Below are 26,559 nucleotides of genomic sequence, written 5' to 3' on the forward strand. Positions count from 1 at the left end.
TTCCTTCATTGACGTCTTGAAATTTTTGATACTCCGGCCGAAGGCGCTTCCAATTTCGGGCAGTTTTCCCGCGCCAAAAATAATCATAATGATGACCAGAATGATCATCAGTTCCGGAAACCCAATTCCCATCATGATTCGATTCCTCCCGTGGAGATTTAATGGTTCTGCACCGGCCACACCCTTCCCGAACCTGGGCGAGGGTTGAACCTGTTGAGTTAGCACAGTTTACATTGTTTTTACTGATACTGACAAGGACAAACCATGACCCCTGTAAGGAATTGTTCCGAAAGGCCCCCGGCAATTTTCTCCTGGTTTCGTCTGAGTGTTTCCCAAGAAGAAAACAGCGGGATTCCCACCCGGTTTCCCGGCGGGGCCATTTTTTTGCCCCCCTGCACTCATAAAAAGTTGAAAGTTTGGATACAATTCAAGTAGAAAGCTAAGGTCACAACGACACATGAATCACGCACTGCCGCAGGACGCCCTGTTTCCATGAACTTTCAGGAAGAAGAATCTTTAAAGCAAATCATCCGGCAGAACCCCGGCGACCCGGACCCGCATTGCGACCTCGGTGATTATTACGTCGAACTCAGTCGGTACGAAGAAGCGGAGGCGCATTACAACCAGGCCCTCGGATACGATGCCGATTGCGCAGAAGCGTTGCTCGGTCTCGGCATCGTACGTCACCGACAGCAACGCTACCCGGACGCCGAGAAATATTACCGGGCCAGCCTGAAACTGGACACGGAAAATTCGCGCACGCTCAACAACCTGGGTAGCCTGTACCACGACCAGGAACGCTGGGAGGAAGCGGAACGCGAATATTTGAAAGCGCTGGAGATCGACCCGGACTACGCCCTGCCGCATAACAACCTCGGACTGCTGCATGCCCGCCGGCAGGATTTCGAGTTGGCTCGCACCGCTTTTGAAACCGCAATGCGGTTGGACCCGGAATACGACCAGGCCCATTACAACCTGGGCAACCTTTACTTTGATCACCAGCAATATGATTTGGCCGAAAAAGCTTATAAGGAATCCCTGCGTCTCAATCCGGATTCCGCGTTCACGCACCATGAGCTGGGCAACCTGTATCATCATCTCGGCCGCTTTGAAGAAGCGGAGCAGGAATTTCAGGAGTCTTTGTTTCTCGATCCCAAACTCGAAGCGGCCCATGTGAGCCTGGGCAACCTGTATGTCGACACCGATCGCTTGAACGATGCGGAAAACGCCATCAACAAGGCCCTCGCCATTGATTCCAACTCCGTGGACGCCCGCCACAGCCTGGCCCTCATTCATTTCCAGAGCGGTCTGTTTGAGCAGGCCGAGAAAGAGTGGCGCGCGTGCCTGCAACGGGAACCTGATAACGCTTCTTTTTACAATAATCTTGGAAACAGTCTTTCGTCAATGGAGCGGTACGAGGAGGCCATCGAAATCTACCGGAAGGCCTTTGCTCTGGAGCCGGACAATCCCCTTCCCCTGTTCAACCTGGGTTTGGTGTATGAAGATCTGGACCGCTTCCAGGAAGCGGAAGACCATTACCTGCATGCCTTGCGGTTGAATCCACAGCACCTCTCAGCCCTTGTCAACATCGCCAACCTGTACTCCAACCTGGGACGCAGTGAGGAGGCCATTCCTTATTTGAGGCAGGCGCTGGAACTGGATTCGAGACACGCCAAGGCCCATTTCGGGATGGCCTGTATTCTGGAAGACGAAGGAGATTTCCTGCAGGCGGAACAACATCTCCGTAACGTGCTGGACCAGGAACCGGACAACCAGTTCGCCTGGCGCAAGCTGGGGTCCGTTCATCTCGAATCTGGAAACCCGCAGGCGGCGCTGAGGGCATTTCTCAAGGCGTCCGAACTCGACCCGCACGAGCCGGTGCATTATTTTTATCTCGGTGTCACCCATCAGGACCTGGACGACCCGCGAAGCGCGGAGACGGCGTATCTCAAAGCCCTGCACCTGCAGCCGGACAACGCCTCGGTCTGCAACAACCTGGGCCTGCTTTATTCACAAGAAGAACGCTACGAAGAGGCGGAACGCCTGCTGCGCGAGGCTTTATTGCATGCGCCGGAGGACATCAACGCCCTGTACAACCTGGGGCTGGTGCTGGACCGCATTGGAAGGTTTGATGAGGCAGAGACCGTTTACCGGCGCGCGCTGGAGGTTTCCCCCGACGACGCGCAGATCTGGAACAATCTCGGTCTTGCCCGCTTCGCCCGCAACCGCCTGCAGGAGGCGGAAGAGGCATTGAAGGAGGCGGTGCAACGGGATCCCACCTATCCGCTCGCGCACTTCAACCTGGGACTGGTATACGAAGCGCGCATGAAAAACCAGGAAGCGGAAAATGAGTTTCAGGAAGCGACACGGCTCGATCCCACCCTGGCGGAGACACGCACCCTCGTGCAACAGGCGCGCAAGCACCAGAAATCCGGCGGTTTCATCGAACGGCTGTTCCAGTTTCTGAAAAGATAAGGAAGAAAAAAGCCCTCCCTCACCCCACTCAATTGTTTCGCAGGGCGTCGATGGCTTTTTTGTAATCGGGTGCGTTGAAAATAGCGGAACCGGCGACAATCACATTCGCTCCCGCTTTTTTCACGATGTTCACGTTTTCCGGATTCACTCCCCCATCGACCTGAACATCGATGTCCGCATCCGACTGGTCCAGCGTGTTGCGGAGCAGCTGGATTTTTCCCAGCACCTGCTGGATGAATTTCTGCCCGCCGAATCCCGGATTCACCGACATCAATAGAACCATATCCACGTCCTCGATGATTTCATCGAGTGCGAACAGCGTTGTCGCAGGATTGAGAACCACCCCCGCCTTGATTCCGTGTTCCTTGATCGTTTGAACGGTGCGGTGGAGATGCGGGCACGCTTCCACGTGAACGGAGATGATATCCGCTCCGGCGGAAACGAAATCGGCAATGTACTTGTCCGCATTTTCGATCATAAGATGGCAGTCGAGCGGCAAATCGGTGACCTTGCGCAGGCATTCGACCACCGGGGGGCCGATGGTGATGTTCGGCACGAACGCGCCGTCCATGACATCGACATGAATCCAGTCCGCGCCCGCTTTCTCAACCGCTTTCACCTCTTCTCCAAGACGGCTGAAGTCGGCGGACAGAATGGAAGGTGCAATTTTCACCATAGTCACCTCAACCTATTCAATTCGTTCAACATACGTTATAGTGGAATGCCACGGCAGGCTGACCAGTAGGAATGACCGGGCGGGTTTGGGGGTCCCAAAACGGTTTTGAGCATAGCACAATGTGCATGGCCGGGCAATCGGCTTCCCCCGCCCCACGCCCTTTCCCGGGCGATCACGCTTAATTCAACCGATTTCGCGATGGCCCAGGCGGCTGACACGTAACCGGTGCAACTACCCAATTGCATGGCAGCGGAAACAACGGCATTCACCGAGCGCACGCGGCAGTTTTTTGCGAAGGAATACAACCTCCTCATCCTCGCGGCGGTCATCGGTGTGCTGGCGGGGGCGGCCTCCACACTGTTCCGCGGCATGATCGAACTTTTTGAACGCGTGTTTTCTTCTTCGGGCATGCTGAGCGGCGTGCCCGAGTCGGTGGTGCCGTGGCTCCTTCCGCTCATGCCCATGCTGGGGGGACTGATTATCGGTTGCGGCTGGAAGTGGTTGCCTAAAAGGATGGAGGAAAACGGCATCTATAAAGTGACCGAAGCGATGGCCCTCCGTGACGGCAAGGTGCCGGGAAGCACCATCGTCATGTGCGCCACCGCATCGTCGATCACGCTCGGCTCCGGAGGTTCGGCGGGACGCGTCGCGCCCACGGTTCAGATCTGCGCCGCTATCGGTTCCCTCGTAGGCCAGTTATTCCGCATGTCCACCAACCGCCTGCGCGTGTTCGTCGGCTGTGGCGCGGCGGCAGGCATCGCCGCCTCATTCAATGCGCCGCTCGCGGGCGTGATTTTCTCCATGGAAATCATCCTTGGTGAGTACGCCATCCAGTCTTTCAGCCCCATTGTCATCGCGGCCGTATTGGGAACGGTAACCGGCCGCGCACTGCACGGCAACGAACTGACGTTTCTGACGCCGGTGCATGAGGTGGTGACGCCCTGGGAGATATTCTTTTATCTTATCCTCGGCGTACTGTGCGGACTGGCGGCGCAATTGTTCACCTGGACCTATTTCAAAATCCAGAAACGCTTTGAAGAAAAGAAAAACATCCCGGTCATCCTGAAACCCGCACTGGGCGGGTTGCTGGTCGGGCTTCTCGCCGTTGCCCTGCCACAGGTCAAAGGAAACGGATTCGACATCCTCGAGCAGGCGCTGAATGGAGAATTGATCTGGTACTTGACCTTTCTCCTCATTTTCGGCAAAACTCTGGCGACCGGGATCACTTTGGGTTCGGGAGGCATCGGCGGCATTTTTTCGCCCAGCCTGTTTGTTGGCGCCATGACGGGCGCCACGTTCGGCTTCGCGGTCCACGGCCTGCTTCCGGAATGGACCGCCACCAGCGAAACCTATGCCCTCGTCGGCATGGGGGCGACCGCGAGCGCCGTGGTCCAGGGACCTCTGACCGCCATCCTCATTCTGTTCGAGATGACCAACGACTACACCATCATACTGCCCAGCATGGTGTGTTGCATCGTCGCCGCCTACACGTCGCGCCGTTTTAACAAACATTCGCTGTACGTTCAGGCCCTGCTCAACAAAGGCGTGGATCTCAAGCAGGGCCGGCTGGTGTCGGTTCTCCGTGCCATCTATGTTCGTGATGTCATGAACAAGGAAGCGGTTATTTTTAATGAAAACACACCGTTCAAGGAAATTGTCGATCGTGTGGCACAGGTGCGCGACCTGCATTACCCGGTGCTGAGTGCCGAAGGAAAACTGACCGGAATCCTCGCGTTCAGTGACATCCGCGAGGCCGTTCTCAATCCCGACGGCACGGTGAACAAAGGCACGCTCACCGCAAAAGACCTCGCAACACCCAACCCGGTGACCCTGGTGCCGCACAACAATTTGAACGAAGCCCTGGAAAAGTTCACAGAACTCGACGTCGATCAGATTCCCGTTGTCGGCGTGAGCGATCCCAACCAGATTCTCGGCATGCTCGACCGTGTCGACGTGGAAGCGGTGTACAACCGTGAAAAATTAATTCAAAACATGGAAAACTGAAATGGTCATGATTCCTGCTCGCCTGTTCTTCATATGTATTTTGTTGTGCATCGCCTTGTCAGGCGCTGCCTGCTCGCAGTCCAGCACGGCCGAACCCGTGCGCCGCACCCAATTCATCATGGGCACCCTGGTGGAAATCACCGTCGTTAACGCCGACGAAAACGTGGTGCAGGCCGCGACCAGCCAGGCATTCGACGAAATGAGTCGCATCGAGAAGCTGATGAGCACCTACATCGCCGACTCGGAAATCTCGCGCATCAATGACGCGGCAGGAAAAGAGGCCGTTCCGGTATCCGAGGAGGTGCTGGAGATCATTCAGGCAGGCATCGCGTGGGGCGATAAAACCATGGGTACCTTCGACATCACCATCCACCCGCTGGTGGAGGCCTGGGATTTCGACGGCGGCGGCGAGACGGTGCCCTCACAAGCACAACTCAAAACCGCAACGCGCCTCGTCAACTTCCGCGACATACGCATCCAGGGAAATACGGTTCGGCTGGCGCGCGAAGGCATGGCGATCAACCTGGGCGGCATTGCCAAGGGGTATGCGGTGGACCGCGCCATAACGATTCTGAAAGGACTGGTGCCGAGCGGCATCATCAACGCCGGGGGCGACCTCTATGCCTTCGGCCAGCGCGAGCGCAATAAGCCGTGGGTGATCGGCCTTCAGCATCCCCGCAAACCGCAGGGCGTGCTGGCTTCGTTTGCGCTTGCTAACCAGGGAGTTGCAACCTCCGGCGATTACCAGCGCTATTTCATGAAAGGCGAGACCCGGTATCACCACATCCTCAATCCCGCAACGGGCCTGCCTGCGGAGGGACCCATCTCCGTTACGGTGATGGCCCCCACCGTGATGGACGCCGACGCCTTGTCCACGGCGGTGTTCATCATGGGAAAAGAGAAAGGGATTGAGTGGATCGAGTCGATGGACAACGCGGAAGTGATGGTGATCGATGAAACCGGAGCCGCGCACTTCAGCTCCGGCTTCAGCAAACTGCCTCAGTTCGCGATGAACGCGTTTTGATCACGTACTGCGGCTGGAGGTGAACCGTTTCAACAGCAAGGAATTGCTGACCACGGAAACGGAGCTGAACGACATCGCCGCCGCCGCGAACATCGGTTGCAGCAACACACCGTTGAAGGGATACAGCACCCCCGCCGCAATGGGAATCCCAAGCACGTTGTAGAAAAACGCCCAGAACAGGTTCTGCCGAATCTTGCTCATGGTCCGGCGGCTGAGCTCGATGGCGTCCACCACCGCGTTCAGGTCGTGCGTCATGAGCGTGATGTCGGCGGTCTCGATGGCAACGTCGGTGCCCGATCCCATGGCGATGCCTATGTTCGCCTGCGCAAGTGCGGGCGCGTCGTTGATGCCGTCACCCACCATCGCCACGAAGCGGCCTTCATCCTGGAGCCGCTTCACCTGCTGGGCCTTGTCGGCGGGCAATACCTCCGCCAGCACACGGTCGATACCGAGTTCCCCGCCCACCGCCTCGGCGGTCTTCTGGTTGTCGCCGGTGATCATCACGATCTCCAGCCCGCGCTGTTTCAAACTCTGGATGGCGGATTTCGATTCCGGCCGGACGCGGTCGGCGGCGGCAATGATGCCCACGATGCGGCCGTCGACCTGCACCAGCATGGCGGTCCTGCCTTCTCCCGCAAACGTCTCCGCTTTCTCGCGCACGGACTCCACACCGAGTCCCGCATCCTGCATCATGCGCAGGTTGCCGAGGGCGACGTCGTGTCCGTCCACTTTGGCCTTCACACCGAATCCCGGCAGGGCCTCGAATCCTTCCGTCGACTTCAACGACACGTTATTTTCTTTCGCGTGCTCGACGATGGCCACACCCAGTGGATGCTCGGACCCCTTCTCCAGGGACGCCGCGTACATCAACAGCGTGTCCTCGTTCAGGCCGGCGCCTTCCGCAACCCACACATCGCGCACCACCGGTTTGCCTTCGGTGAGCGTGCCGGTTTTATCGAACACGATGGTGTTGAGTTTCTGTGCCTGCTCCAGCGTCTCGCCGCCCTTTATGAGCACGCCCATCTCCGCCCCTTTTCCGGTGCCAACCATGATGGCCGTCGGCGTCGCCAGGCCCAACGCGCACGGGCAGGCGATGATCATGACCGAGATGAAAATCATCATGGCGAACAGTCCGGGTTCGGTGGGCAAAGCCGCCACCGACGGTCCCACCCACCACCAGAAACCGAACGCCACCAGCGCGATGCCGATGACCACCGGCACGAAAACGCCCGCAACTTTGTCCACCAGCCTCTGCACCGGTGCCTTCGATCCCTGCGCTTCCTGCACCATGCGGATGATGTGGGCCAGAACCGAGTCCCTGCCCAGCCGCGTCGCTTTCATTTTGAAGTAGCCGGTCTTGTTGATGCTGGCGCCGATCACATCGTCGCCTTCCTTCTTTTCGACCGGAACGCTTTCTCCGGAGATCATCGACTCGTCGATCGCGGTCTGCCCTTCGGTGATGGTGCCGTCCACCGGCACCCGTTCACCGGGGCGCACGGAAACGATGTCGCCCACCTCCACCTGGTCGATGGGGAGATCATGCTCTTCACCGTTGCGTTCGACTCGTGCCGTCCTGGCCTGCATGCCCATGAGCTTGCGAATGGCATCGGAAGTCCGTCCTTTCGCCCGCGCCTCCAGCATGCGGCCCATCAGCACGAGCGCGATGATCATCGCCGACGTATCGTAATACACCGCCAGTTCCGTGCCGAAAGATGCGGCGAGTTCAGGCAAAACGGTCACCGCGACGCTGTAGGCATAGGCCACCGTGGTGCCGACGGCGATCAGCGTGTTCATGTCGGCGTACCCGTGTTTGAGTCCGGCCCATGTGCCTTTGTAAAACTGCCAGCCTCCCCAGAACTGCACCGGCGTCGCCAGCACGAACAACAACCAGTGGAGAGTCGAGGTGTTTTCAACCCAACCGGTCATGCCCAGTGTCATGATGGCGACAGCCAATCCCAGGCTCGATGCAAACTTGAACTGCAACGCGCGGTACTCGCGCTGGTGCCTGGCCTCTTCCGCTTCCTGCGTTGCCGTCTCTGCTTCCGATTCCACATCGGGCACGGAGTAGCCGATGTCCGCCAGCGCCGTGCGGAAATCCGGCAGGCCCACTCTGGCTTCCATGTAATTCACCGTGGCGCGTTCGCTGGCGAGGTTGACGCTCACATCGACGACGCCGTCGAGTCCGCGCAGTTTTTTCTCCACGCGCCCGACGCACGAGGCGCAGGTCATGCCCTCGACGGGAAACGTTTTCTGCACCGACGGCACGTCGAACCCGATTTTCTGAATAGTGGAAATGATCGCGTCGGGCGTGGCGGTTTCCGGGTCGTAATCCACTGCCGCCCGTTCCGCCCCGAAATTGACGCTGACCTTGCTGACCCCCGGCACCTCGCCCACCTTTTTCTCGATGCGTGCGGCACAACTGGCACAGCTCATTCCCTGTATCGGTAACGAAAGGCTCTTGCTCTCTTGAGTTTTCGTATCTGGCATTTTGTCGTATCCTTTGAAAGGAAGTTGGTTCCTTTGAGATGTTGCCGCGTGTGGGTTGGATACGGTCCGTCCACAAATATTTTTTTGGCCCCGGTCTGGGAGACCCCAAAATGCTTGATCTGAAACGCCGATGGTACGGAGTGCTCATTTTCATTGTACTATGGATTGCGGGCTGCGCGCAGACGCCCTCCTCTCCCGGAACCCCCTCCCGGCTGGCGGACCTGACCCACCCATTCGACGAGACCACCATCTACTGGCCCACCAGCAAGCCGTTCGCGCTGTCCGAGGTGCACAAGGGACTGGTGGACGATCATTACTGGTACGAGGCCAACAATTTTGAAGCGGCGGAGCATGGCGGCACGCACATGGACGCCCCGGTGCATTTCGCAAAAGGACGCTGGACCGCCGACGCCATTCCCCTGGACCGGTTGATCGCCCCCGGTGTGATGGTGGACCTGAGTGCACAGGTCAACGGCAATGCGGATTACCTGATCTCCAGCGAAGACCTGCTACAGTGGGAGGCCCAACACGGGCGCATCGAGGCAGGATCGATCGTGCTCGTGCGGACTGGATGGGACACCCGCTGGCCGGACAAAAAACGGTACCTCGGAACCGACCAGCCGGGCGACACGGACAACCTGCATTTTCCCGGTTACAGCGAGGGTGCCGCCCGGTTTCTGACCAAAGAAAGAAACGTGGTGGCAGTGGGACTCGACACCGCGAGCCTCGATTTCGGCCAATCCAGGGAATTCAAGGCCCACCGTGTGTTCGGCGCGGCCAACGTGCCGGGATTTGAAAACCTGGCGCGGTTGGGCACCCTGCCCGCACGCGGTTTCCGCGTCATCGCGCTTCCGATGAAAATCGGCGGCGGCAGTGGCGCGCCACTCCGCATAGTGGCAGAGATTCCGTAAATGCTTTGTAATTTACTGTTTGTTGCGGAACAGGCCGCGCAGGGTGAAGACGCCGTACCCAAGAAGAAGCAGGGCGATGAGTCCGTTGGAAAAGGAATTTTCCGTGATGGAATGGGAGAAGAAGTAGACTCCGGTGAAGCTCAAAAAGATGCCCAGGCTGAAATAGCCAAGCCCCTTGCCCCAGGTCATGCCCCGGTGACCTCGCTTCAGGTTTTCCCGTTTCTGGCGCAACTGGTAACGCCAGCGCAGGATGTAGTAACTCTGGCGAAGCCACGAGAAAAATCCGTTGTCCTCGACCAGGCTGGCACTGCAATACATGCAGGCCGTGTCCGCCTGGCGGTTGGGGAAGCCGCAATTGAGGCACAACCGGTAATCCTGGCGGTTATGCAGTGCAATGGGTTCTTTTTTGGGCTTGTCCACGCCGGTCCCGCAATCCGCCTGCGGCCCGAAAACCTGTCGGCACCGGAAGCATCTTTGTTTATAATGAGGTAAAGCGATTCTATACCCATTAAAATTACGTGTCAATCCTGATAGGCGGACGACCCCCAGCCCCGGCGCGACACCCCGCAACCTTTACTGATTTGCCCGAACTTATGAAATTCAAAACAACCGCAGTATCCAGAATATGCATTATCCTTATTTCAGTGATTGCCCTCCCGGTGGCTGCTGCTTTTGCTGAAACCAAAGCACCCCGGCCGCCAGAAGGCATGGTGCTCATTCCCGAGGGCGAATTCGTCATGGGGAGCATGCACTCGTTGAGGGAACTCGATCCTACCGGTATTTTTCAGAGTGACCGCCATATGCTGGGTCCGGAAGACCCGGCGCACGATGTCTATCTGAGCGCTTATTACATCGATATTCACGAAGTGACAAATGAAGAGTATTTTGAATTCATGAAAGCCAAAGAGCATGGGAAGCCCCCACGCTACTGGAACGATCACGAATTCAATCAGCCCAAGCAACCGGTGGTGGGGATCACCTGGAAAGAGGCGCAAGCCTTTTGCGAATGGAAGGGCAAACGCCTGCCTACCGAAGCGGAATGGGAAAAGGCGGGAAAGGGAACCGGCACGATCAAATATCCGTGGGGAGACTCGGCACCGACTCCCGACAAACTGAACTTCAACAACACCGTTGGCAAAACCGCCTCCGTCGGTTCGTATGAAGCCGGCAAGTCCGTTTACGGGGTGTACGATCTTTCCGGCAACGTTGCCGAATGGGTAAAGGACTGGCACTTTGCGGAATACTATCTGTTCTCACCGAAGAAAGATCCGCAAGGGCCTGATCGGGGAATGTACAAGGTCATTCGTGGCGGACATTGGCACAACAATGCGGAGGACGTGCGCCTCAGTTACAGAAACGCGACCGTGCCCACGCTCAGGCAGGACTCCGTAGGCTTCCGGTGCGCGAAAAGCGTGACGCAGAAAGAATCCCCGCAGACGACAGAAGACAATTCCGGAAAATGAAGAAAACGGTGAACAACGGCTAAGCGCCGGGCTATTTGGAAAGGTCGCGAATGCGGTCGAGCAGGATGCCCGCAATTTCGCGCTTGGGCAGGCGCGGCAGGGTTTCGATGTTGTCCGCCCCACGGATCAATTGGACCTGGTTGAAGTCGGATTGAAACCCGATTCCCGGTGCGCTGATGTCATTGGCCACGATAAGGTCGAGTTGCTTGCGCTGGAGTTTGTCGAGCGCGCTCTGCACCACGTTTTCACTTTCTGCGGCGAACCCCACCACAGTCTGGTGCGTTTTCTTCGCGGCCACTTCCTTTAAAATATCCGGAGTCGGTTGTAGATTGAGCAACAGAGGCTGGTCGCCGGATTTTTTGATCTTTTCCTTTTGAATGTCGGCGGGAGCGAAGTCCCCCACCGCCGCCGTCATCACCAGCACATCACAATTTTCCAAATGTTCCATTACCAGGTCGCGCATCTCCGAGGCGCGCTGGCAGGGGACCACCTCCACCCCGGCGGGAGTGCCAAGCGACGTCGGGCCGCTGATGAGCGTCACCACCGCGCCCCGCTTTTGTGCTTCCTCCGCGATGGCATACCCCATCTTGCCCGAAGAATGGTTGGTGATGAAGCGCACCGGGTCGATGGGCTCGCGCGTGGGCCCGGCGGTGACCAGCACGCGGCGTCCCGCCCAGTCCTGTTTCTGCTCCAACCGTTTCCACACCGCATCGAAAATGACCTGCGGTTCGGCCAGACGGCCCAGCCCGATGACCCCGCAGGCCAGCTCGCCCGAGTCCGGTTCCACCACGTCGACGCCCCGCACTTTTAATTTGAGCAGGTTGTCCTGCACCGCTTGATTCGCCCACATTTGATCGTTCATGGCAGGCGCGACGATCACCGTGCCCGGGAACGCCGCGTATAAAGTAGAAAGCGGATCGTCGGCCAGGCCGTTGGCCATTTTTCCGATCGTGTTGGCGGTGGCGGGGGCGACGACCATCAAATCCGCATTTTCCGCTGAACGGATGTGCTCCATCGACGCCGACCGTTCCGAATCGAAAATCTTGTGGTACACCGGGCGGCCCGAAAGCGCCTCGAAGGTGAGCGGCGTGATGAACTGCTTGGCGTTTTCGGTCATCACCACGTACACCTCCGCTCCTGCTTTGGTGAGAAGGCGCAACAGTTCCACCGCCTTGTAGGCGGCGATGCCGCCGGAGACGCCCAGCACGATTTTTTTGCCTGCCATGGGAGAACTCATGTCCGCATTCCGCCCTTAAGCTATGATGATTGGTTGTGCCTCGATTATAGTTTGCAAGCCTTTGTCATTCAATTGTTTTCGGAAATCTCAACAGCAACGAAAAACCGGCGGCTAAAATTGACTTTTGAAGGGCCATTGCTTAGTATTCAGACCATTATCATGGCTGGTGAAAAAAGAAAGAACGAAACCGGATATGCCTGAATTGAGAAAGGACCCCATCGTCGACCGGTGGGTCATCATCGCCCAGGAACGCGGCAAGCGTCCTGCGGATTTTGCCAGCCCGACGGTCAACTCCCAGGCCGGATTCTGTCCCTTTTGTCTTGGCAACGAAGGCAAGACCCCGCAGGAGATCCTGGCCCTTCGGCCGAATGGATCGGGGCCGAACGAATCCGGCTGGTCGCTCCGCGTGGTTCCCAACAAGTACCCTGCCCTCACCATCGAAGGCGGCATCGACCGCGTGGGTGAAGGGATGTACGACAAAATGAACGGCATCGGCGCCCATGAAGTCATCATTGAGGGTCCCTGCCATGAAGTGGCACTCGAAGAACTGCCGGAACGCGCCGTGCAGGAAACGCTGTGGGCGTTCCAGCAACGCATCATCGACCTGAAACGCGACCCGCGGTTCCGCTACATTCTCGTGTTCAAAAACCACGGCGAGGCGGCGGGAGCGACGCTCGAGCACACGCACAGCCAGCTGGTGGCGCTCCCCATCGTGCCGGAGCTGGTGCTGGAAGAACTGGACGGGGCAAGGCGGCATTATGAATACAAGGAACGCTGCATTTACTGCGACATCATCGCGCAGGAACGGGGCGACGGCCGCCGGGTAGTTATGGAGAACCACGACTTCATCGCCGTCTGTCCTTATGCCCCGCGGTTTCCTTTTGAAACCTGGATTCTGCCCAAATACCATTCCGCCCATTTTGAGCACGATTCAACGGAAGCGCTGGCAGGGGCGGCAAACATTTTAAAGGACGTGCTTTTGAAATTGCGCATGGTCTGCAATCAGCCGCCGTACAACTTCGTCCTGCACAATTCGACCGTCCAGAGTCAACACAGCACGTACTTTCACTGGCACATCGAGATCATGCCGAAGCTCACCAAGCTGGCGGGGTTCGAGGCCGGAACCGGGTTTCACATCAACCCCGTGAGCCCCGAGGAAGCCGCCGATATCCTGAGGTCGTGCACCGTGCACCCGTGACATGGCGCGCCCACTGAAGATCCTGTCCGTCGCCGCCGAGGCGCATCCCTTCGCCAAGACCGGAGGATTGGGGGACGTCTGCGGCGCCCTGCCCCTGGCACACCACCGGCTGGGACATGACGTGCGCTGCGTGCTTCCCCACTATTCCTCGATCACACCGGCACTTCACCGGAATGGAATCGAGAACATGGGACGCACCCTCTCCATACCGGTGGGCATCGCCAATCCCCAGGCCACCCTTCATTTGGCGCACCTGCAAAACAGGGTCCCGCTTTACCTTATCGGAAACGACTTTTATTTCGGGCGCAAGGGATTGTACGGCGAAGGGGGAGCCGATTACCCGGACAACGCGTCGCGCTTCTCCTTTTTTTGCCGGGCGGCACTCGAGTGGTGCAAGGCCACGCGGTTTCAGCCGGATATCATCCACTGTCACGACTGGCAGGCAGGGCTGGTGCCGGCCTATTTGAAACTCGTTTACCAGCACGATCCTTTCTTCAAAAACACGCGCACGCTGTTCACCATCCACAACCTGGGTTACCAGGGAAACTTTGATGCTTCCGCTCTGTCCACGGTTCACCTGCCTGCCGACGCGTTTCACTCGCAGGGTCTGGAGTTCCACGGCCACTTCAGTTTTCTAAAAGCGGGGCTGGTTTATTCCAACCTGTTGACCACGGTGAGCAAACGTTACCGGCAGGAGATCCTGCTGGCCGAAAACGGGTTTCAGATGGACGGAATCCTTCGGGACCGCAAGGAAGATCTTTACGGTGTTTTGAACGGCGTGGATTACGAAGAATGGAACCCGGAAAACGATCCATGGATCCCCGCGCCGTTCGATTCGGGAAACCTTAAAGGCAAAGCCCTGTGCCGGGAGGCCTTGCTTAAAGAACTGGCGTTGAAGGTTCCCGCCCGGCAACCGCTCGTGGCGATGGTGACCCGCCTGTCCTGGCAGAAAGGAATCGACCTCGTCCAGGAGGGGTTCGACCAGATCATGAAAGAAGGTGTCGGCCTCGTGCTGCTCGGCGTCGGCGATCCGCCGTTTGAGGCATTCTTCACCGCACAGGCCAAACGTCATGCCGGACGGTTCGCCTGCAGGCTGGCTTTTGACGAGGGACTGGCCCACCGCATCATTGCCGGGAGCGACCTGCTTCTCATGCCGTCGGTGTACGAGCCCTGCGGCTTGACCCAGATGTACGCGCTCCGTTACGGTACCGTACCCGTGGCCCGCTCGGTGGGGGGACTGGCGGACACGGTGAAGAATTTCAATCCCGAATCCGGCCGCGGTACCGGTTTCAATTTTCGTCGCTTTGAATTAAAATACCTCCTGCAATCCCTCCGCAAAGCGACCGGACTGTTTGCCGACCGGACGCAATGGCGCCGCCTGATGCAGAATGGCATGTCGCAGAACCTGAGCTGGAAACGCGCCGCCACGGAATACATCCGACTTTACCGGAAAACACTCCGAGAAACCTGACCACGCCGGTCCTGGGGACATGCATATGGTGGATGACAGCATCGTAGGACTGGAAGTTCTCCGCGAGATCGCCCGCATTTCCACTTCCCCCCTCAATCTGGACGAAATCCTCGGGCAGACCATCGAAATCATCAAGAATAAAATGCGCATCGACGCCTGTTCCATTTACCTCATGGAGCAATCGTATTCCGGTGAGGTGCGGTTGAAACTGAAAGCGACCAGCGGCCTGCCCCCCTCCGCCGCCACGCGCATCTACCTGGAACCCGGTCGCGGCGTGACCGGCTGGGTGGCGCAGAACAAGACGGCGCTGGCTTTGAGCGAAGCCATGCAGGACCCGCGTTTCGTTTACTTTCCCGAGATCGAGGAAGAAAAATTTCCGTCCATGCTGTCAGTGCCGCTCGTCGATCACGACCAGTGCATCGGCGTCATCAACGTGCACACCCTCGACCGTCGCCAGTTCACATTGACCGAAGTGTCCATTCTGGAAACCCTCTCCGCACAGATCACCGGGTGCATCCGCAACGCCCTCGAATACCAGAAGAGCCAGGCCCTCCTTGGTGAACAGACCCTCCTCTACACCATCAACACCGCAGTCCAGGAAACCCCCAAGCTCGACCACCGCATCTGGATTCTCATGACCGGCATCACGTTTGGCGGGGCCGGGGGATTCAACCGCGCCATCCTGTTTTTACTGGATGATAAAACGGGCCACCTTGTCGGGTACATGGGACTGGGGCCCGACTCCGCGGAAGAAGCCGGGCGCATCTGGCGCGAGCTCTCGGAGGACGGGGAGTTCACCCTCACCCGCCTGCTGGAAAATCCCCACTGGGAAAGATTTCGTGACACCCGACTCAACCATTACGCGCGATCGCTCAAGTTTCCGCTGTCTTCGGGTAATGTGCTGTCGGAAACCGCTCTCAATAAAAGGCCCTACATTGTCAACGACACGTCGAACGACGAGCTGGTGCCGGGAGACCTGGCCGAGGCCCTCGGATCGCCGAGTTTCGCAACGGTGCCGCTGATGCCCCACCGGGAAGTTCTGGGGGTGCTGCTCGTTGACAATCTGTACAACCACGCACCCATCACCGATTCCAATTTGCAGCTGGTCGGCCGGCTGGCCACGCACCTGGGATGGGTCATCGAAAACTCGCGGCTGGTCAACAAGCTTCTGGAATCCAACCGCGAACTGTTGAGCACCAAGGAACAGCTGATCCAGTCCGAAAAACTGGCGGCTCTGGGGGAGTTGTCGGCGGAGGTCGCGCACGAGATCAAAAATCCACTCGTCTCCGTTGGCGGATTTGCACGCAGGCTGCGTGACCGCATCGGCGACCTGAAGGACCAGGAAAACGGCACGATGCCCCCCCTTTCCGACCTGAGAGGGTTGTACCGGTATGCAAGCATCATCGTCAATGAAACCGAACGTCTGGAGCGGTTGCTGCAGGATATTCTGCTGTACTCGAAAGCCGAGGAACTCGAAGTCGAGCCGTGCCGGTTCAACGAACTGGTGTGCGAGGTGATCGACTTTTTCGAAGTCGGGATTGAGGAAAGAAGCATCGACTTTAAAAAGAACCTCATGGACCCGGACGTGGAGCTTTACATCGACAAAAAGAAGATCAAGCAGGTCATCATGAACCTGCTGTTCAACGCCATCGAGTCGATGCCGCAAGACGGCCACCTGACTGTGTCCACCTACCGGGGTCTCCGGGCCGGGCAAACAGAGGGAGACAAGGATTCGTTGACCCTGTGCATCGAGGACACCGGCGGAGGCATTCCGCCGGAGTTGTTCGAAAACATCTTCAATCCCTTTTTCACCACGAAGGAAACCGGCACCGGGCTGGGATTGTCCATTTCCCGGCGCATCATTGAGGAGCACGGCGGTACCCTGCATGTCAATAACAACATCAACAAGGGTGTCACCGTTTACGTTTATTTACCGTTGCAAAAAATCAGCAATTATAATAAAACCTGATTGATCCAAAACCCGGAAAGCGGCCCGCACCGGGCTCCCCGCATTCCATAACCGTCGCAACTCATGTCCAAAAAGAAAATTCTCGTCGTCGACGACGAAGACAACATCCGCCTCCTCTATAAGGAAGAGTTGCAGGATGAAGGCTATGAAGTGGCCTGTGCCCGGAGTGCCGAAGAGGCATTGAAGATGATCGAGGGCCAGGAACCCGATCTCATCACGCTGGATATCAAGATGCCCGGGATGAACGGCATCGATTTCCTTCGCCTCCTTAAAGAGCAGAAAAAAAACATCCCCATTATCCTCTGCTCGGCGTACGGAACGTACAAACAGGATTTCCAGGTGTGGGCATCGGAAGCGTACGTGGTGAAATCGGCCGATTTACGGGAACTCAAGTTGACCATCAAGGAAGTGCTCAGTTTCGGTTCCTAGGGCAGGCGGCGTCCACCCGCGGCGCCTTTCGGGAACCCACTCTCGAACCCCAATCTCATGAACGAACCCAGGTTCATCGCAATTGAAGGCGGCATCGGCGCGGGGAAAACCACGCTCGCCAGAAGGCTGGCCCAGGAATTCGACGCCAAACTGGTGCTCGAGGTGGACGAGGACAACCCCTTCATCGACAAGTTCTACCAGGACCGCGAAGCCAACGCCTTCCAGACCCAGGTTTTTTTTTTACTGAGCCGCTTCAACCAGTACCGGGAACTCGCCCAGCGCGACCTGTTCAGCAGCGTCGTCGTCACCGACTACCTGTTCCAGCGCGACCACATCTTCGCCCAGTTGAACCTCAAGGACCACGAATACACGCTTTACCAGCAGATCTACAACCTGGTGCGTATCAAGATCCCGAAGCCGGACCTGGTCATTTTCCTTCAGGCGGACACCGACATCCTCTTCACCCGTGTGGAGAAACGCGGCCGCGACTACGAGCAGTTGATCGACTACGAGTACCTCGATTCGGTCAATCGGGCATTCAATAACTTCTTCTTTTATTACACGGAAACGCCCCTTCTCGTGGTGAACACCAATAAAATCGATATCGTTGACAAAAAAATCGATCTCAAGGAGTTGATTCAAAAGATCAATAGTCATAGAATAGGTCGAGAATATTACAATCCGCTTGGATCCTGACAAGACCGGGACGGAGCGACACCGAGTAGCAAAAGGCCATACGCGGTCGGAGACCCCCTGAGAGAGGGGGCTTTAAACCAAAAAGCGTTGCAACCTTTCGACACCCGAACGCCCTCATCGTCCCCATGGTCACCACAAGACCTGGGGCGTTTCAATTTGGAGCGGTGTACCGGGTGCGCCCCCTCCCTCCCTGTCTCTGGGACCTGTCCGGTCCCCGGAATCCCGGCTTTTTTGAAGTGGGTTCCCATGAACACCGAACGCATGACCCTGCCGGCCCTAATCGAACGCAAAAAGACCGGACGCAAAATCACCGCCGTCACCGCCTACGATTACTCCATGGCGCGCCTGCTGGATGACGTTGACATCGATCTCGTGCTGGTGGGTGACTCCGTCGGCATGGTGTCACTGGGATACGACACCACGCTTCCGGTAACGATGGACGAAATGATCCACCACACCCGTGCCGTGCGCCGGGGCACCGGCCGCGCGCTGGTGGTCGGGGACATGCCGTTCATGTCGTACCACGTCTCCGACGAGGAAACCATCCGCAACGCGGGCCGCTTCATCCAGGAAGGCGGTGCCGAAGCGGTGAAACTGGAAGGCGGCCAGAAGTTCGCCGACCGCATCCGTGCCGTGGTCGATGCGGGTATCTCGGTGATGGGCCACATCGGCCTCACGCCGCAGTCAATCCACCAGTTCGGCGGCTACCGCGTGCAGGGCAAGAATTACTACGACTCGCGCCAGATCAAAAAGGACGCGCTGGCCTTGCAGAAGGCCGGGGTGTTCGCCATCGTGCTGGAAGCCATTCCGGCGGAACTGGCTGCCGAAATCACCAGTGAAGTCGACATTCCCACCATCGGGATCGGAGCGGGCAAGGATTGCGACGGACAGATCCTGGTGCTCAACGACCTCCTGGGCCTCAACCAGGAGTTCACCCCCAAATTCGTCAAGCGCTACGCCGAACTGGGGGAGGCGGTACAAGGCGCGCTCCGCGATTATGTGGACGAGGTGCAGACCGGCGCCTTCCCCACCGCCGAACACACCTACAACCTGAAACGCAAACCTCTCAGGGAGGCGGGCAACCAGGGTTCCTCCTGAATCCCCGGATGACGGCATCATGGAAATCCTTCGCACCATCGCGGACATGAAAGCGTGGTCTCAAAGGGCCCGGAGCGCGGGTCGCTCCCTCGGGTTGGTCCCCACCATGGGGGCCCTGCACGAAGGGCACCTCAGTCTGGTCCAGCGGTCGCTCGCCGACTCGGATCTCACCGTGGTCAGCATCTTCGTCAACCCGAAGCAGTTCGGTCCCGGCGAGGACCTCGACACCTACCCGGCCAACTGGGAGGCTGACCGCAACCTGCTGGAGCCTCTGGGGGTGGATGCGGTGTTCTTGCCCACGCGTGATCTCATGTACCCGAAAGGATTCCAGACCACGGTGACCGTCGAGGGCATTACCGGCCACCTCTGCGGCAAAAGCCGTCCCGGATTCTTCCAGGGGGTGACCACGGTGGTGTTGAAATTGTTTCATATCGTCCAGCCGGACACGGCTTATTTCGGCGAAAAGGACCGCCAGCAGCTGCATGTCATCCGCCGCATGGTGAAGGACCTGGACCTGGACACGAAAATTGTGGGGTGTCCCATTGTGCGCGAGGCGGACGGGCTGGCAAAAAGCTCGCGCAACCAGTATTTGAGTGCGGCTCAGCGCGATACCGCGCTGTCCCTCAACCGCGCTCTCCAGATGGCGAGGGAGCGCGTCGAGGCGGGGGAAACCGACGTCGCCCTCCTGCGCCGGGAAATGGAATCCGTGTTCGCCCCGTACCCCGATGCGCACATCGATTACGTATCGGTCTGCGATGCAGACACGTTTGAGGAGTTGGAAGTCATTCATGACAAGGCCCTGGTGGCCCTGGCGGTGTTCGTCGGGAAAGCCAGGTTGATCGATAACTGTTTGATTGAGAGAGTGCCATGCAAAGAACCATGCTGACCGCGAAGCTCCACCGGGCCACGGTCACCGACCGCGACATCGAGTACGAAGGAAGCATCGAGATCGATGAAAACCTGATGGACGAGGTGGACATCCTGGCCTACGAACAGGTCCATATTTACAACATCAACAACGGCAACCGCTTTCTGACCTACGTCATCCCCGGACCGCGTAATTCGGGCCGGATTTCCGTCAACGGCGCCGCCGCCCGGATGGTGGAGAGAAATGATCGCATTATAATTGCCGCTTATGGTATGATGAGCGTAAATAAGAGCAATGATTACAAACCCAAAGTTCTTCTGCTGAACGAATCCAATCAGGTCGTTGAAAGGCAGGGGGCCTTGGCCTTTTCTGAAAAAGCTTTTTCATGACGGAAATATTCTGGATCGCCTCGCTGATCTTCACCACATACATGTGCATCGACTGCATCAACCGCAAGGAGCACTTCGTCTGGATCATCGTAATGATCGTGCTGATGCCGGTGGGCGCCATTGCCTACTTCTTTGCGGTTAAAAACCGGGTTTCCGCGCCGTCCGGCAACGGAGCTGACCAACAAAGCACAAGCAGGTCCACGTTTTTCCAGCCCAGCGCACCGCGCAAGGAACTGGACACGGAAGAGACCCTGCAACTCAAGGAGTTGATCGGCAAATACGACAAGGCTTACCACTACGAAAAGCTCGGCCAGATTTACCTCGAACAGAAGAAATACGACCTGGCCATCGAGCCGTTTCAGGAGGCGGTCAAGCGCGATCCGGAAATGAACGAGGCGCGCTACGGTCTCGCCAAGTGCTACTACGGCCAGGGCCGCTTCTCCGAGGCCGCCGAGGTGCTCGAGGAGCTGGTGGAGATCGACAAGAAGTTCGATTACGGCAACGCCATCTTCGGACTTGCCGAGTGTTACCGCCTTTCCGGGCAGGAAGACAAGGCCCTCGAAACCTACGAAGCGGTCATCAATTCCTACCATTTCTTCAAGGCGTACTACCACTACGCCAAACTGCTCGACAAGCGTGGCAAGAAGCAGGAAGCCATCGATTACATGAAAAGCATCATCGGCTCCTCGAAAGATCTCCCGGACTACAAGCTGGAAAAAGAGCGCCGCTGGATCGACGAGGCCTACAAATTCCTGCGCAAAAACGGCATCGAGCTGGCCTGAGGGTCCTTTCCAGTTTCCGCATCCGTTTGCCCTCCAAAACAGGAGATATTTCATCCCTTCATTTTCTGGGCCGAAACGGGAATGTTTTTTTGAAAAGCCCCCCTTCCTTTTTCTATACTGAAAACAGGATCAACGTACCGATGGGAACCGTTTACCAACCCGGGATTTTTTCCAAAGAGGTACTATGACGGTTTTATCTGAGAACATGCGAACGATCCGGAAAAGTCTGAAATGCACGCAGATGGCTTTCGCCCAGATCATGGACATTGGCTTTCGAACCTACGTTCGATATGAATCCGGGGAACGCGATGCCCCGGTGGCGGTGCTCATCAAGCTCGCCCGGCTGGCCGATATTTCTCTCGACCGCCTGCTGACCACCCGGGTCAGCATGCAGGAATTGACCCGTCCGGACAGCGAACTGCCGCCGGTGAAAGCGGACAACATCGAGGTTGTAGGCGGGTCGCTCAACGAAGGCCGGCTGATGTTCAAGGGCATCAAGGAAGACTTCTACATCACCGCCACGCCCAACGAGAAAAAACTGCTCGGCCATTACCGCAAGCTGACTCCGCGTTCCAGGGAAAAATGCCTGAAGGAAGTGCAGGACTGGGCGCTCAGCCGCAAACGTGCGGGCAATGGTGCGCAGACGCCTAAAAAAGTGCTGAAAGCCAAGAACACGCAGAAGCTCAAAAAGATGGTCAAGTCGATCAAAAAGATCACGGTCAAGTGACCGCCGGGCTTTTCCGGAACGATAACAGGGCGTCTCCTTTCAACAGGGGACGCCTTTTTTATTTGCGGTGAAACTGCTTGAGGATGTCTTCGATATCGAAGAGAAGCGCGATGGGGCGTCCATGCGGACAGGTGTAGGGCATCTCGGTCATCTCGAGATCGTGCAGGAGTTTTCTGATCTGGTCGAGCTCCATTGGGTGGTTGACCTTGATCGCGTTCCTGCACGACATCATGATGATGACGTCGTCGTACTTGTCCTGCAGGCTGTGCTGGGCTTCGTCGCGGGCCAGCGCCGCGGCGATCTCCCGGACCACGGCTTCGTGGTCGTGGGACTTGAGTATGGCGGGCACCGACCGCAGTAAAAACCCGTTGGTGCCGAACGCTTCCATCTCCAGGCCGAGCCTGGCCAACTCCGGCAACTCCCCCGCCAGCGCCTCAGCCTCTGCCGGTGCGAACTCGATGGCCAGCGGAAACAGCAGGTTCTGAATCTCCACCTTGCGTTCCATTGCCGCCTTCTTGAACCGTTCGTACAAAACCCTCTCGTGGGCGATGTGCTGATCCACCACCAGCACGCCGCGCCGCCCCTGCATGACGATAAACGAGTTGTTGAGTTGACCCAAAGGTTCGAAGTCGGAGTAGATCATGTCCGACACCGCACGTGGTTTGGTGCGGAACAGGTCGATCTCCGGCGGCAGGCTGCCGGGTGGCACGGAGCCGTGTCCCTCGCCTTTGCCGTAAAACGATTGGAGCGCCTGCCCCATCTCCTGAAACGAATGCGTCTGCTGGTAACGCGGCGGCGGTCCCGCCGGGCCGCGTTCCAGGTGCGGACGCGGCACACTGGTGTAGGTCTCTGTAGACGCTCCGTTGGCCACATGGGGGACTGCGCCTGGACCTGCCGGTTCGGAAGGCGCAAAGGGCTTTTGCTCCGGAAGGCCGGATTTTTCGTTTCCGGCCAGCGATTCCTGGATGGCTTCCATCACAAACCGGTACACCTCGCTCTGGTACGCGAACCGCACCTCCGCTTTCGCCGGATGCACGTTGACGTCAAGGAGGTCCGGGTCCATCGTGAAATACAAAAACAGGACCGGATGCTGGCCGCGCGGCAGGAGGTGGCTGTATCCCTTCTGCGTCGCCGACAGAATGACTTTGTCCCGGATGTGACGGTGGTTGATGAAGCTGAACTGGTCGTCTCGCTTGGACCGCGTGAGAATGGGACTCGAGATGTAACCCTCGATCCGGTAGCGTCCTTCTTGTTTTTCCACACGGAGCAGTTCGCGGGTGAGTTCCGGACCGAACAGCTCGGCGATGCGGTACAGCACCTGGTCCGTCGGCAGGGTGTTGACCACTGTGCGTCCGTTGTGTGAGAGCGAAAACTGGATGCCGGGATGCGCCAGAGCCTGCTGCTGCACCACTTGCGTGATGTACCCCGCCTCGGTTTGGTCGCGCCGCAAAAATTTATGTCGCGCCGGCGTGTTGAAAAACAACTGCCGTACTTCCACCGTGGTTCCCTTGGGACACGCGGTTTCTTTGACCGTAGAAGCGTCACCGCCTTCGACCGTCACCTCGGTCCCGGCCTGCCCTTCCGCATGACAGGTGGTGAGCCGCACCCTCGCCACAGACGCAATGCTGGGAAGCGCTTCGCCGCGAAACCCCAGGGTGCGGATCGACACCAGGTCCCCGGGCTGGGAGATCTTGCTCGTGGCGTGCCGCGCCAGCGCCAGCCTGGCGTCATCCGGATTCATGCCGCATCCGTTGTCACGGACGGTGATCGATTCCTTGCCCGCACCCTCGACCTCGATGGCGATTCGCGTCGCCCCGGCGTCGATGGCGTTCTCGACCAGCTCTTTGACGACGGAGGCGGGGCGTTCCACTACCTCGCCGGCGGCGATCTGGTTGGCGAGGTTGTCTGGCAATATCTGGATGGTCATGGCACCGGGTCCCGGTTGGCGGGCAAGCAGTGTGGCGGCCTGTACCGCCTGCGAAGCGGACAACTTCCCGGATTTTAAACCAATCGCGGCCGATTGCAACCCCCGCCGGCCCCCTCTGAAACCCTGCCCTGTTGGGGATGCAATCGGCCCCGCAACTCAGGTATTCTAGGGGTATGAAGATTCCGCCTCACATCGTCCAGCGCTACCTGCCCGTGCTGGTGGTGGTGTTTATGGGACTCGCCCTGTGGAGCGACCAGGCTTCGTTCAACGATCCTTCACCCAGGGAAAACACTGCGCGCGAAGGCTCCGGCACAAAGACGCCGGGCGATGCCCAGCCAGGCGGTTTTTCCGAAGGTTCGAAAAACCGTGCCAGCGACGAGACCCGTATGGCCATTCACCACTACAACGAAGGCAACGGATTCCTGGGCCGCGGCGACTGGCAAGAAGCGGTCCGCAATTACAACATGGCTCTTCGCCACGACAAGCACCTGCACCCGGTGTACATCAACCTCAGCAGTGCGTACCTGAAGGGCCGGCAGTTCGACGCGGCTTTGAAGACACTCAACACCCTGAAGGAAATGGAACCGAAAAGCCCGCACCTGTATTACAACCTCGCCTGCTACCACGCCCTGCAGGACCACAACGAACAAGCGCTCGACGCTCTCAAGCAATCGGTTCAGCTGGGGTACCGGGAGTTCGACGCCATTCGGAAGGATCCCGACCTCGCGTCCCTGCGCCGGACCGATGCGTTCAAGATGTGGATGAACACGTTGGGTTGAGCTGTCGTTGATAAATGTGAAGGTTTGAAGCGGTCAGGAAGGATTGGGGTTGGGTTGGGGATTGATGAGGCCCACGCGGCCCTTCTTGTTGATGATGAGCCCCTGTTCGCCTTCCAGAATCATATGCAGATCACGGCCGATGAGGTGCTTGCGCCAGCCATGAAACAGCGGATGCTCGTCCAGGTTGTCCTCCTGTTCATGAAAGCGCACGAAGGAATGAATCAATTTGCGGTCGGCCAGGATATGGGGTTCGATGCGCAACTCCTCGGAACGGATCTGCACGTAGGCCGCAAGCAACTCCTCCACGCCGCGGGTGGTGGCGTAGCTGGTGCCTTCCGGCAATTCGGGATACTCGTCTTCGGGGATGGAGCGTCCCTTCTGGATCAGTTTCACCAGCGTGTCGCCGTGGTTCTGGATTTCCTTGCCGTTCATGCCGCGCAGGTCCTGCAATTGCCGGGGGGTTTCCGGGCACTGCCGGGCCATTTGCAACAGCGTCTCGTCCCGGATGATGAACTTGGCGAGGCAATCACGGCGCCGTGCTTCCTTTTCCCGCCAGGCCGCGACCTCTCGCAGAACCGCCATCTGTTTCGGCTTCAGGGTACGCACGTTTTTGACGCGCATGAACTGGTTCTGGGGATCGGGAAGCTCAAACTGCTCGGGATCGGTGAGCGATTTCAGTTCCTCCTGCACCCAATCCAGCCGGTTGAGTTTTTTCAACTGGGCGACGATCTTCTCGTACACCGGGACCAGGAAACGCACGTCGTCCAGGGCGTACTCGATCTGGTTGGGGCTCAGGGGACGCCGGCACCAGTCGCTGTAGGTTTCATTTTTGTGGAGACGTTTGCCGGTCGCACGTTTGACAAGCTTGGCAAACGAGATCTGCGCGCCCCAGCCTATCATCGCCGCCGCCACCTGCGTGTCGAACACGGGTTCGATGACCTCCCCCGCCAGCCGGTACAGGATTTCCAGGTCCTGCTTGCCTGCGTGAAACACTTTTAAAATGTCGCGGCGCTTAAGCAGGTCGATCAACGGATCGAGGTTGGGAACGGCAATGGGATCGATGGCGGCACAGATTCCATCGCACGCCAGTTGCACCAGCCCAAGGCGGTGGAAATAGGTTTTTTCGCGGACAAACTCCGTATCGATGGCGAGTTGGTCACAGTCCTGAAGTTGAGCGATGAGGTCGGCCAACCCGCTTTCGGTGGTTACATACATGGCATCTCGAATTTCTATCCAGGGCCCTCTGGCCCCGGCAGCCCCGGCAAACCCGGCTTAGCCAAGCCCGGTTCCATTTTCAACGAAGCATTGATTCCAACTGAATGAGGGTATTATAACGGCAGCGAACGGAGAGTGCCATTCAGCTCTTGCTTTTCAATCCACCGAATCGTCCAGCTTGAACACCGAAACCCTGCTTCCTACAGTCTGCGTGTTGAGGGATTCCTCCTCCAGTTCCTCAAACTCCACCGTCAGTTTGTGGTCCTGCGCCTGGTCGTTCTGCTTCCAGTGGTTGCGGCTGAGTTTGTTGGAAGAAATCACCTTCTTGACATTGCCCTGGGCATCCAGAATCTTGACTTGGTAGAACATGATCGTCCTCCCCTTTGAATGAAACGTTGGTTCCCCATCCCCTCACGACATTCAAAACTAATCATGTAAAAATAATAAATTCAGTTAGTTATAACCAATTTTGCAGTCTGCCTTGTAAATTAACCGCAAGCCGGATTATTGTCAAGAAAATAAACCCAATAAAATCAATAATTAAGGATGCAAAACCTGACCCGGAACCTCTTGCTGGCCCGTTTCTGTTCCCCTGTGGAAACGGCCTAGACGCCGCGTCTTGATTTTTCCGGCAACGTGAGAGACGATATTTTTTCCATTATGGAATCAACCATTTGGCCCCGCCCTTCCTCATAAACCCCCTGATTTATGCGGATTAAGCCATTTTTGGGGAG

General features: G+C 57.8%; 24 protein-coding genes. 16 read left to right on the forward strand and 8 right to left on the reverse strand.

Annotation, left to right across the window (positions count from 1 at the left end; translation table 11 throughout):
* Window positions 1–135, reverse strand: a 135-nt coding sequence (tatA, locus tag ACTRW9_RS13010) for a twin-arginine translocase TatA/TatE family subunit (RefSeq protein WP_442427768.1), incomplete at its 3' end; no start/stop codon positions are given.
* Between the two features lie 357 nt (window positions 136–492).
* On the opposite strand from tatA, the gene ACTRW9_RS13015 reads away from it, so the two are divergent.
* Entirely contained in the window at window positions 493–2,475 is a 1,983-nt protein-coding gene (locus ACTRW9_RS13015) for a tetratricopeptide repeat protein (protein WP_442429675.1), read from the forward strand.
* Window positions 2,476–2,503: 28 nt separating this feature from the next.
* Here the strand turns inward: ACTRW9_RS13015 and rpe are convergent, their stop codons facing one another.
* A complete protein-coding gene (gene rpe, locus ACTRW9_RS13020) occupies window positions 2,504–3,151 on the reverse strand; it encodes a ribulose-phosphate 3-epimerase (protein ID WP_442427700.1) in 648 nt (215 codons plus the stop codon).
* Between the two features lie 243 nt (window positions 3,152–3,394).
* Here rpe and ACTRW9_RS13025 point away from each other — a divergent pair, with 243 nt between their 5' ends.
* Window positions 3,395–5,155, forward strand: a complete 1,761-nt coding sequence (locus ACTRW9_RS13025) for a chloride channel protein (RefSeq protein ID WP_442429676.1) — start codon at window positions 3,395–3,397, stop codon at window positions 5,153–5,155.
* Between the two features lies 1 nt (window position 5,156).
* Window positions 5,157–6,179, forward strand: coding sequence for an FAD:protein FMN transferase (locus ACTRW9_RS13030; protein ID WP_442429677.1), 1,023 nt, complete (start codon window positions 5,157–5,159; stop codon window positions 6,177–6,179).
* On the opposite strand, the gene ACTRW9_RS13035 is transcribed toward ACTRW9_RS13030, so the two are convergent.
* Window positions 6,180–8,666: a heavy metal translocating P-type ATPase gene (locus ACTRW9_RS13035; protein ID WP_442429678.1), complete on the reverse strand. Its 2,487-nt coding sequence runs from the start codon at window positions 8,664–8,666 to the stop codon at window positions 6,180–6,182. It lies immediately after the preceding gene.
* Between the two features lie 110 nt (window positions 8,667–8,776).
* On the opposite strand from ACTRW9_RS13035, the gene ACTRW9_RS13040 reads away from it, so the two are divergent.
* A complete protein-coding gene (locus tag ACTRW9_RS13040; RefSeq protein WP_442429679.1) occupies window positions 8,777–9,577 on the forward strand; it encodes a cyclase family protein in 801 nt (266 codons plus the stop codon).
* Window positions 9,578–9,589: 12 nt separating this feature from the next.
* On the opposite strand, the gene ACTRW9_RS13045 is transcribed toward ACTRW9_RS13040, so the two are convergent.
* The gene (locus ACTRW9_RS13045; protein ID WP_442427705.1) at window positions 9,590–9,997 is read right to left on the reverse strand and encodes a hypothetical protein; all 408 of its coding nucleotides are present in this window, start codon (window positions 9,995–9,997) and stop codon (window positions 9,590–9,592) included.
* Window positions 9,998–10,284: 287 nt separating this feature from the next.
* On the opposite strand from ACTRW9_RS13045, the gene ACTRW9_RS13050 reads away from it, so the two are divergent.
* A complete protein-coding gene (locus ACTRW9_RS13050; RefSeq protein WP_442429680.1) occupies window positions 10,285–11,040 on the forward strand; it encodes a formylglycine-generating enzyme family protein in 756 nt (251 codons plus the stop codon).
* Window positions 11,041–11,071: 31 nt separating this feature from the next.
* Here ACTRW9_RS13050 and coaBC read toward each other — a convergent pair whose 3' ends face one another.
* Complete coding sequence (coaBC, locus tag ACTRW9_RS13055; RefSeq protein ID WP_442429681.1) at window positions 11,072–12,277, reverse strand: bifunctional phosphopantothenoylcysteine decarboxylase/phosphopantothenate--cysteine ligase CoaBC; 1,206 nt, start codon at window positions 12,275–12,277, stop codon at window positions 11,072–11,074.
* A 193-nt stretch (window positions 12,278–12,470) separates the two neighbouring features.
* Between coaBC and ACTRW9_RS13060 the strand changes: the two genes are divergently transcribed.
* From ACTRW9_RS13060 to ACTRW9_RS13105, 10 genes are all read left to right on the forward strand, one after another.
* Window positions 12,471–13,475, forward strand: coding sequence for a galactose-1-phosphate uridylyltransferase (locus ACTRW9_RS13060; RefSeq protein WP_442429682.1), 1,005 nt, complete (start codon window positions 12,471–12,473; stop codon window positions 13,473–13,475).
* Window position 13,476: 1 nt separating this feature from the next.
* Window positions 13,477–14,946, forward strand: a complete 1,470-nt coding sequence (gene glgA, locus ACTRW9_RS13065; RefSeq protein ID WP_442429683.1) for a glycogen synthase GlgA — start codon at window positions 13,477–13,479, stop codon at window positions 14,944–14,946.
* 25 nt (window positions 14,947–14,971) lie between these two features.
* Window positions 14,972–16,915, forward strand: coding sequence for a GAF domain-containing protein (locus ACTRW9_RS13070; RefSeq protein ID WP_442429684.1), 1,944 nt, complete (start codon window positions 14,972–14,974; stop codon window positions 16,913–16,915).
* Between the two features lie 63 nt (window positions 16,916–16,978).
* Window positions 16,979–17,344, forward strand: a complete 366-nt coding sequence (locus ACTRW9_RS13075) for a response regulator (RefSeq protein WP_442427711.1) — start codon at window positions 16,979–16,981, stop codon at window positions 17,342–17,344.
* Between the two features lie 57 nt (window positions 17,345–17,401).
* Entirely contained in the window at window positions 17,402–18,040 is a 639-nt protein-coding gene (locus ACTRW9_RS13080; protein WP_442429685.1) for a deoxynucleoside kinase, read from the forward strand.
* A 246-nt stretch (window positions 18,041–18,286) separates the two neighbouring features.
* Window positions 18,287–19,138 (forward strand): 3-methyl-2-oxobutanoate hydroxymethyltransferase, encoded by an 852-nt coding sequence (gene panB / locus ACTRW9_RS13085; protein WP_442429686.1) that lies wholly within the window; start codon window positions 18,287–18,289, stop codon window positions 19,136–19,138.
* A 19-nt stretch (window positions 19,139–19,157) separates the two neighbouring features.
* The gene (gene panC, locus ACTRW9_RS13090; RefSeq protein WP_442429687.1) at window positions 19,158–20,024 is read left to right on the forward strand and encodes a pantoate--beta-alanine ligase; all 867 of its coding nucleotides are present in this window, start codon (window positions 19,158–19,160) and stop codon (window positions 20,022–20,024) included.
* Window positions 20,006–20,395 (forward strand): aspartate 1-decarboxylase, encoded by a 390-nt coding sequence (panD, locus tag ACTRW9_RS13095; protein WP_005009469.1) that lies wholly within the window; start codon window positions 20,006–20,008, stop codon window positions 20,393–20,395. The genes panC and panD overlap by 19 nt, the downstream gene beginning before the upstream one ends.
* Window positions 20,392–21,177, forward strand: coding sequence for a tetratricopeptide repeat protein (locus ACTRW9_RS13100; protein WP_442427715.1), 786 nt, complete (start codon window positions 20,392–20,394; stop codon window positions 21,175–21,177). Before panD ends, ACTRW9_RS13100 begins: the two co-directional genes overlap by 4 nt.
* Before the next feature lie 205 nt (window positions 21,178–21,382).
* Window positions 21,383–21,904, forward strand: a complete 522-nt coding sequence (locus ACTRW9_RS13105) for a helix-turn-helix domain-containing protein (protein ID WP_442427716.1) — start codon at window positions 21,383–21,385, stop codon at window positions 21,902–21,904.
* A 58-nt stretch (window positions 21,905–21,962) separates the two neighbouring features.
* On the opposite strand, the gene mutL is transcribed toward ACTRW9_RS13105, so the two are convergent.
* On the reverse strand, window positions 21,963–23,894 hold the full coding sequence (mutL, locus tag ACTRW9_RS13110; protein ID WP_442429688.1) for a DNA mismatch repair endonuclease MutL: 1,932 nt from the start codon (window positions 23,892–23,894) through the stop codon (window positions 21,963–21,965).
* Window positions 23,895–24,004: 110 nt separating this feature from the next.
* Between mutL and ACTRW9_RS13115 the strand changes: the two genes are divergently transcribed.
* Window positions 24,005–24,610 (forward strand): TPR end-of-group domain-containing protein, encoded by a 606-nt coding sequence (locus tag ACTRW9_RS13115; RefSeq protein ID WP_442429689.1) that lies wholly within the window; start codon window positions 24,005–24,007, stop codon window positions 24,608–24,610.
* Window positions 24,611–24,643: 33 nt separating this feature from the next.
* On the opposite strand, the gene rnd is transcribed toward ACTRW9_RS13115, so the two are convergent.
* A complete protein-coding gene (gene rnd, locus ACTRW9_RS13120) occupies window positions 24,644–25,825 on the reverse strand; it encodes a ribonuclease D (protein WP_442429690.1) in 1,182 nt (393 codons plus the stop codon).
* A gap of 156 nt (window positions 25,826–25,981) precedes the next feature.
* Complete coding sequence (locus ACTRW9_RS13125) at window positions 25,982–26,194, reverse strand: hypothetical protein (protein ID WP_005009460.1); 213 nt, start codon at window positions 26,192–26,194, stop codon at window positions 25,982–25,984.
* Window positions 26,195–26,559 lie beyond the last annotated feature (365 nt).

It is taken from the genome of Nitrospina sp. 32_T5, assembly GCF_052156635.1.
Taxonomy (GTDB): Bacteria; Nitrospinota; Nitrospinia; order Nitrospinales; family Nitrospinaceae; genus Nitrospina.

What these genes read in the sequence shown, in the direction of transcription:
- ACTRW9_RS13015 (WP_442429675.1), top strand. Translation starts at nt 493, where the DNA reads ATGAACTTTCAGGAAGAAGAATCTTTAAAGCAAATCATCCGGCAGAAC.
- panD (WP_005009469.1), top strand. Translation starts at nt 20,006, where the DNA reads ATGCAAAGAACCATGCTGACCGCGAAGCTCCACCGGGCCACGGTCACC.
- ACTRW9_RS13040 (WP_442429679.1), top strand. Translation starts at nt 8,777, where the DNA reads ATGCTTGATCTGAAACGCCGATGGTACGGAGTGCTCATTTTCATTGTA.
- ACTRW9_RS13105 (WP_442427716.1), top strand. Translation starts at nt 21,383, where the DNA reads ATGCGAACGATCCGGAAAAGTCTGAAATGCACGCAGATGGCTTTCGCC.
- ACTRW9_RS13070 (WP_442429684.1), top strand. Translation starts at nt 14,972, where the DNA reads ATGGTGGATGACAGCATCGTAGGACTGGAAGTTCTCCGCGAGATCGCC.
- ACTRW9_RS13060 (WP_442429682.1), top strand. Translation starts at nt 12,471, where the DNA reads ATGCCTGAATTGAGAAAGGACCCCATCGTCGACCGGTGGGTCATCATC.
- ACTRW9_RS13025 (WP_442429676.1), top strand. Translation starts at nt 3,395, where the DNA reads ATGGCAGCGGAAACAACGGCATTCACCGAGCGCACGCGGCAGTTTTTT.
- ACTRW9_RS13100 (WP_442427715.1), top strand. Translation starts at nt 20,392, where the DNA reads ATGACGGAAATATTCTGGATCGCCTCGCTGATCTTCACCACATACATG.
- rpe (WP_442427700.1), bottom strand. Translation starts at nt 3,151, where the DNA reads ATGGTGAAAATTGCACCTTCCATTCTGTCCGCCGACTTCAGCCGTCTT.
- panC (WP_442429687.1), top strand. Translation starts at nt 19,158, where the DNA reads ATGGAAATCCTTCGCACCATCGCGGACATGAAAGCGTGGTCTCAAAGG.
- ACTRW9_RS13125 (WP_005009460.1), bottom strand. Translation starts at nt 26,194, where the DNA reads ATGTTCTACCAAGTCAAGATTCTGGATGCCCAGGGCAATGTCAAGAAG.
- coaBC (WP_442429681.1), bottom strand. Translation starts at nt 12,277, where the DNA reads ATGAGTTCTCCCATGGCAGGCAAAAAAATCGTGCTGGGCGTCTCCGGC.
- ACTRW9_RS13030 (WP_442429677.1), top strand. Translation starts at nt 5,157, where the DNA reads ATGGTCATGATTCCTGCTCGCCTGTTCTTCATATGTATTTTGTTGTGC.
- ACTRW9_RS13075 (WP_442427711.1), top strand. Translation starts at nt 16,979, where the DNA reads ATGTCCAAAAAGAAAATTCTCGTCGTCGACGACGAAGACAACATCCGC.
- panB (WP_442429686.1), top strand. Translation starts at nt 18,287, where the DNA reads ATGAACACCGAACGCATGACCCTGCCGGCCCTAATCGAACGCAAAAAG.
- ACTRW9_RS13035 (WP_442429678.1), bottom strand. Translation starts at nt 8,666, where the DNA reads ATGCCAGATACGAAAACTCAAGAGAGCAAGAGCCTTTCGTTACCGATA.
- glgA (WP_442429683.1), top strand. Translation starts at nt 13,477, where the DNA reads ATGGCGCGCCCACTGAAGATCCTGTCCGTCGCCGCCGAGGCGCATCCC.
- rnd (WP_442429690.1), bottom strand. Translation starts at nt 25,825, where the DNA reads ATGTATGTAACCACCGAAAGCGGGTTGGCCGACCTCATCGCTCAACTT.
- ACTRW9_RS13080 (WP_442429685.1), top strand. Translation starts at nt 17,402, where the DNA reads ATGAACGAACCCAGGTTCATCGCAATTGAAGGCGGCATCGGCGCGGGG.
- ACTRW9_RS13050 (WP_442429680.1), top strand. Translation starts at nt 10,285, where the DNA reads ATGGTGCTCATTCCCGAGGGCGAATTCGTCATGGGGAGCATGCACTCG.
- ACTRW9_RS13115 (WP_442429689.1), top strand. Translation starts at nt 24,005, where the DNA reads ATGAAGATTCCGCCTCACATCGTCCAGCGCTACCTGCCCGTGCTGGTG.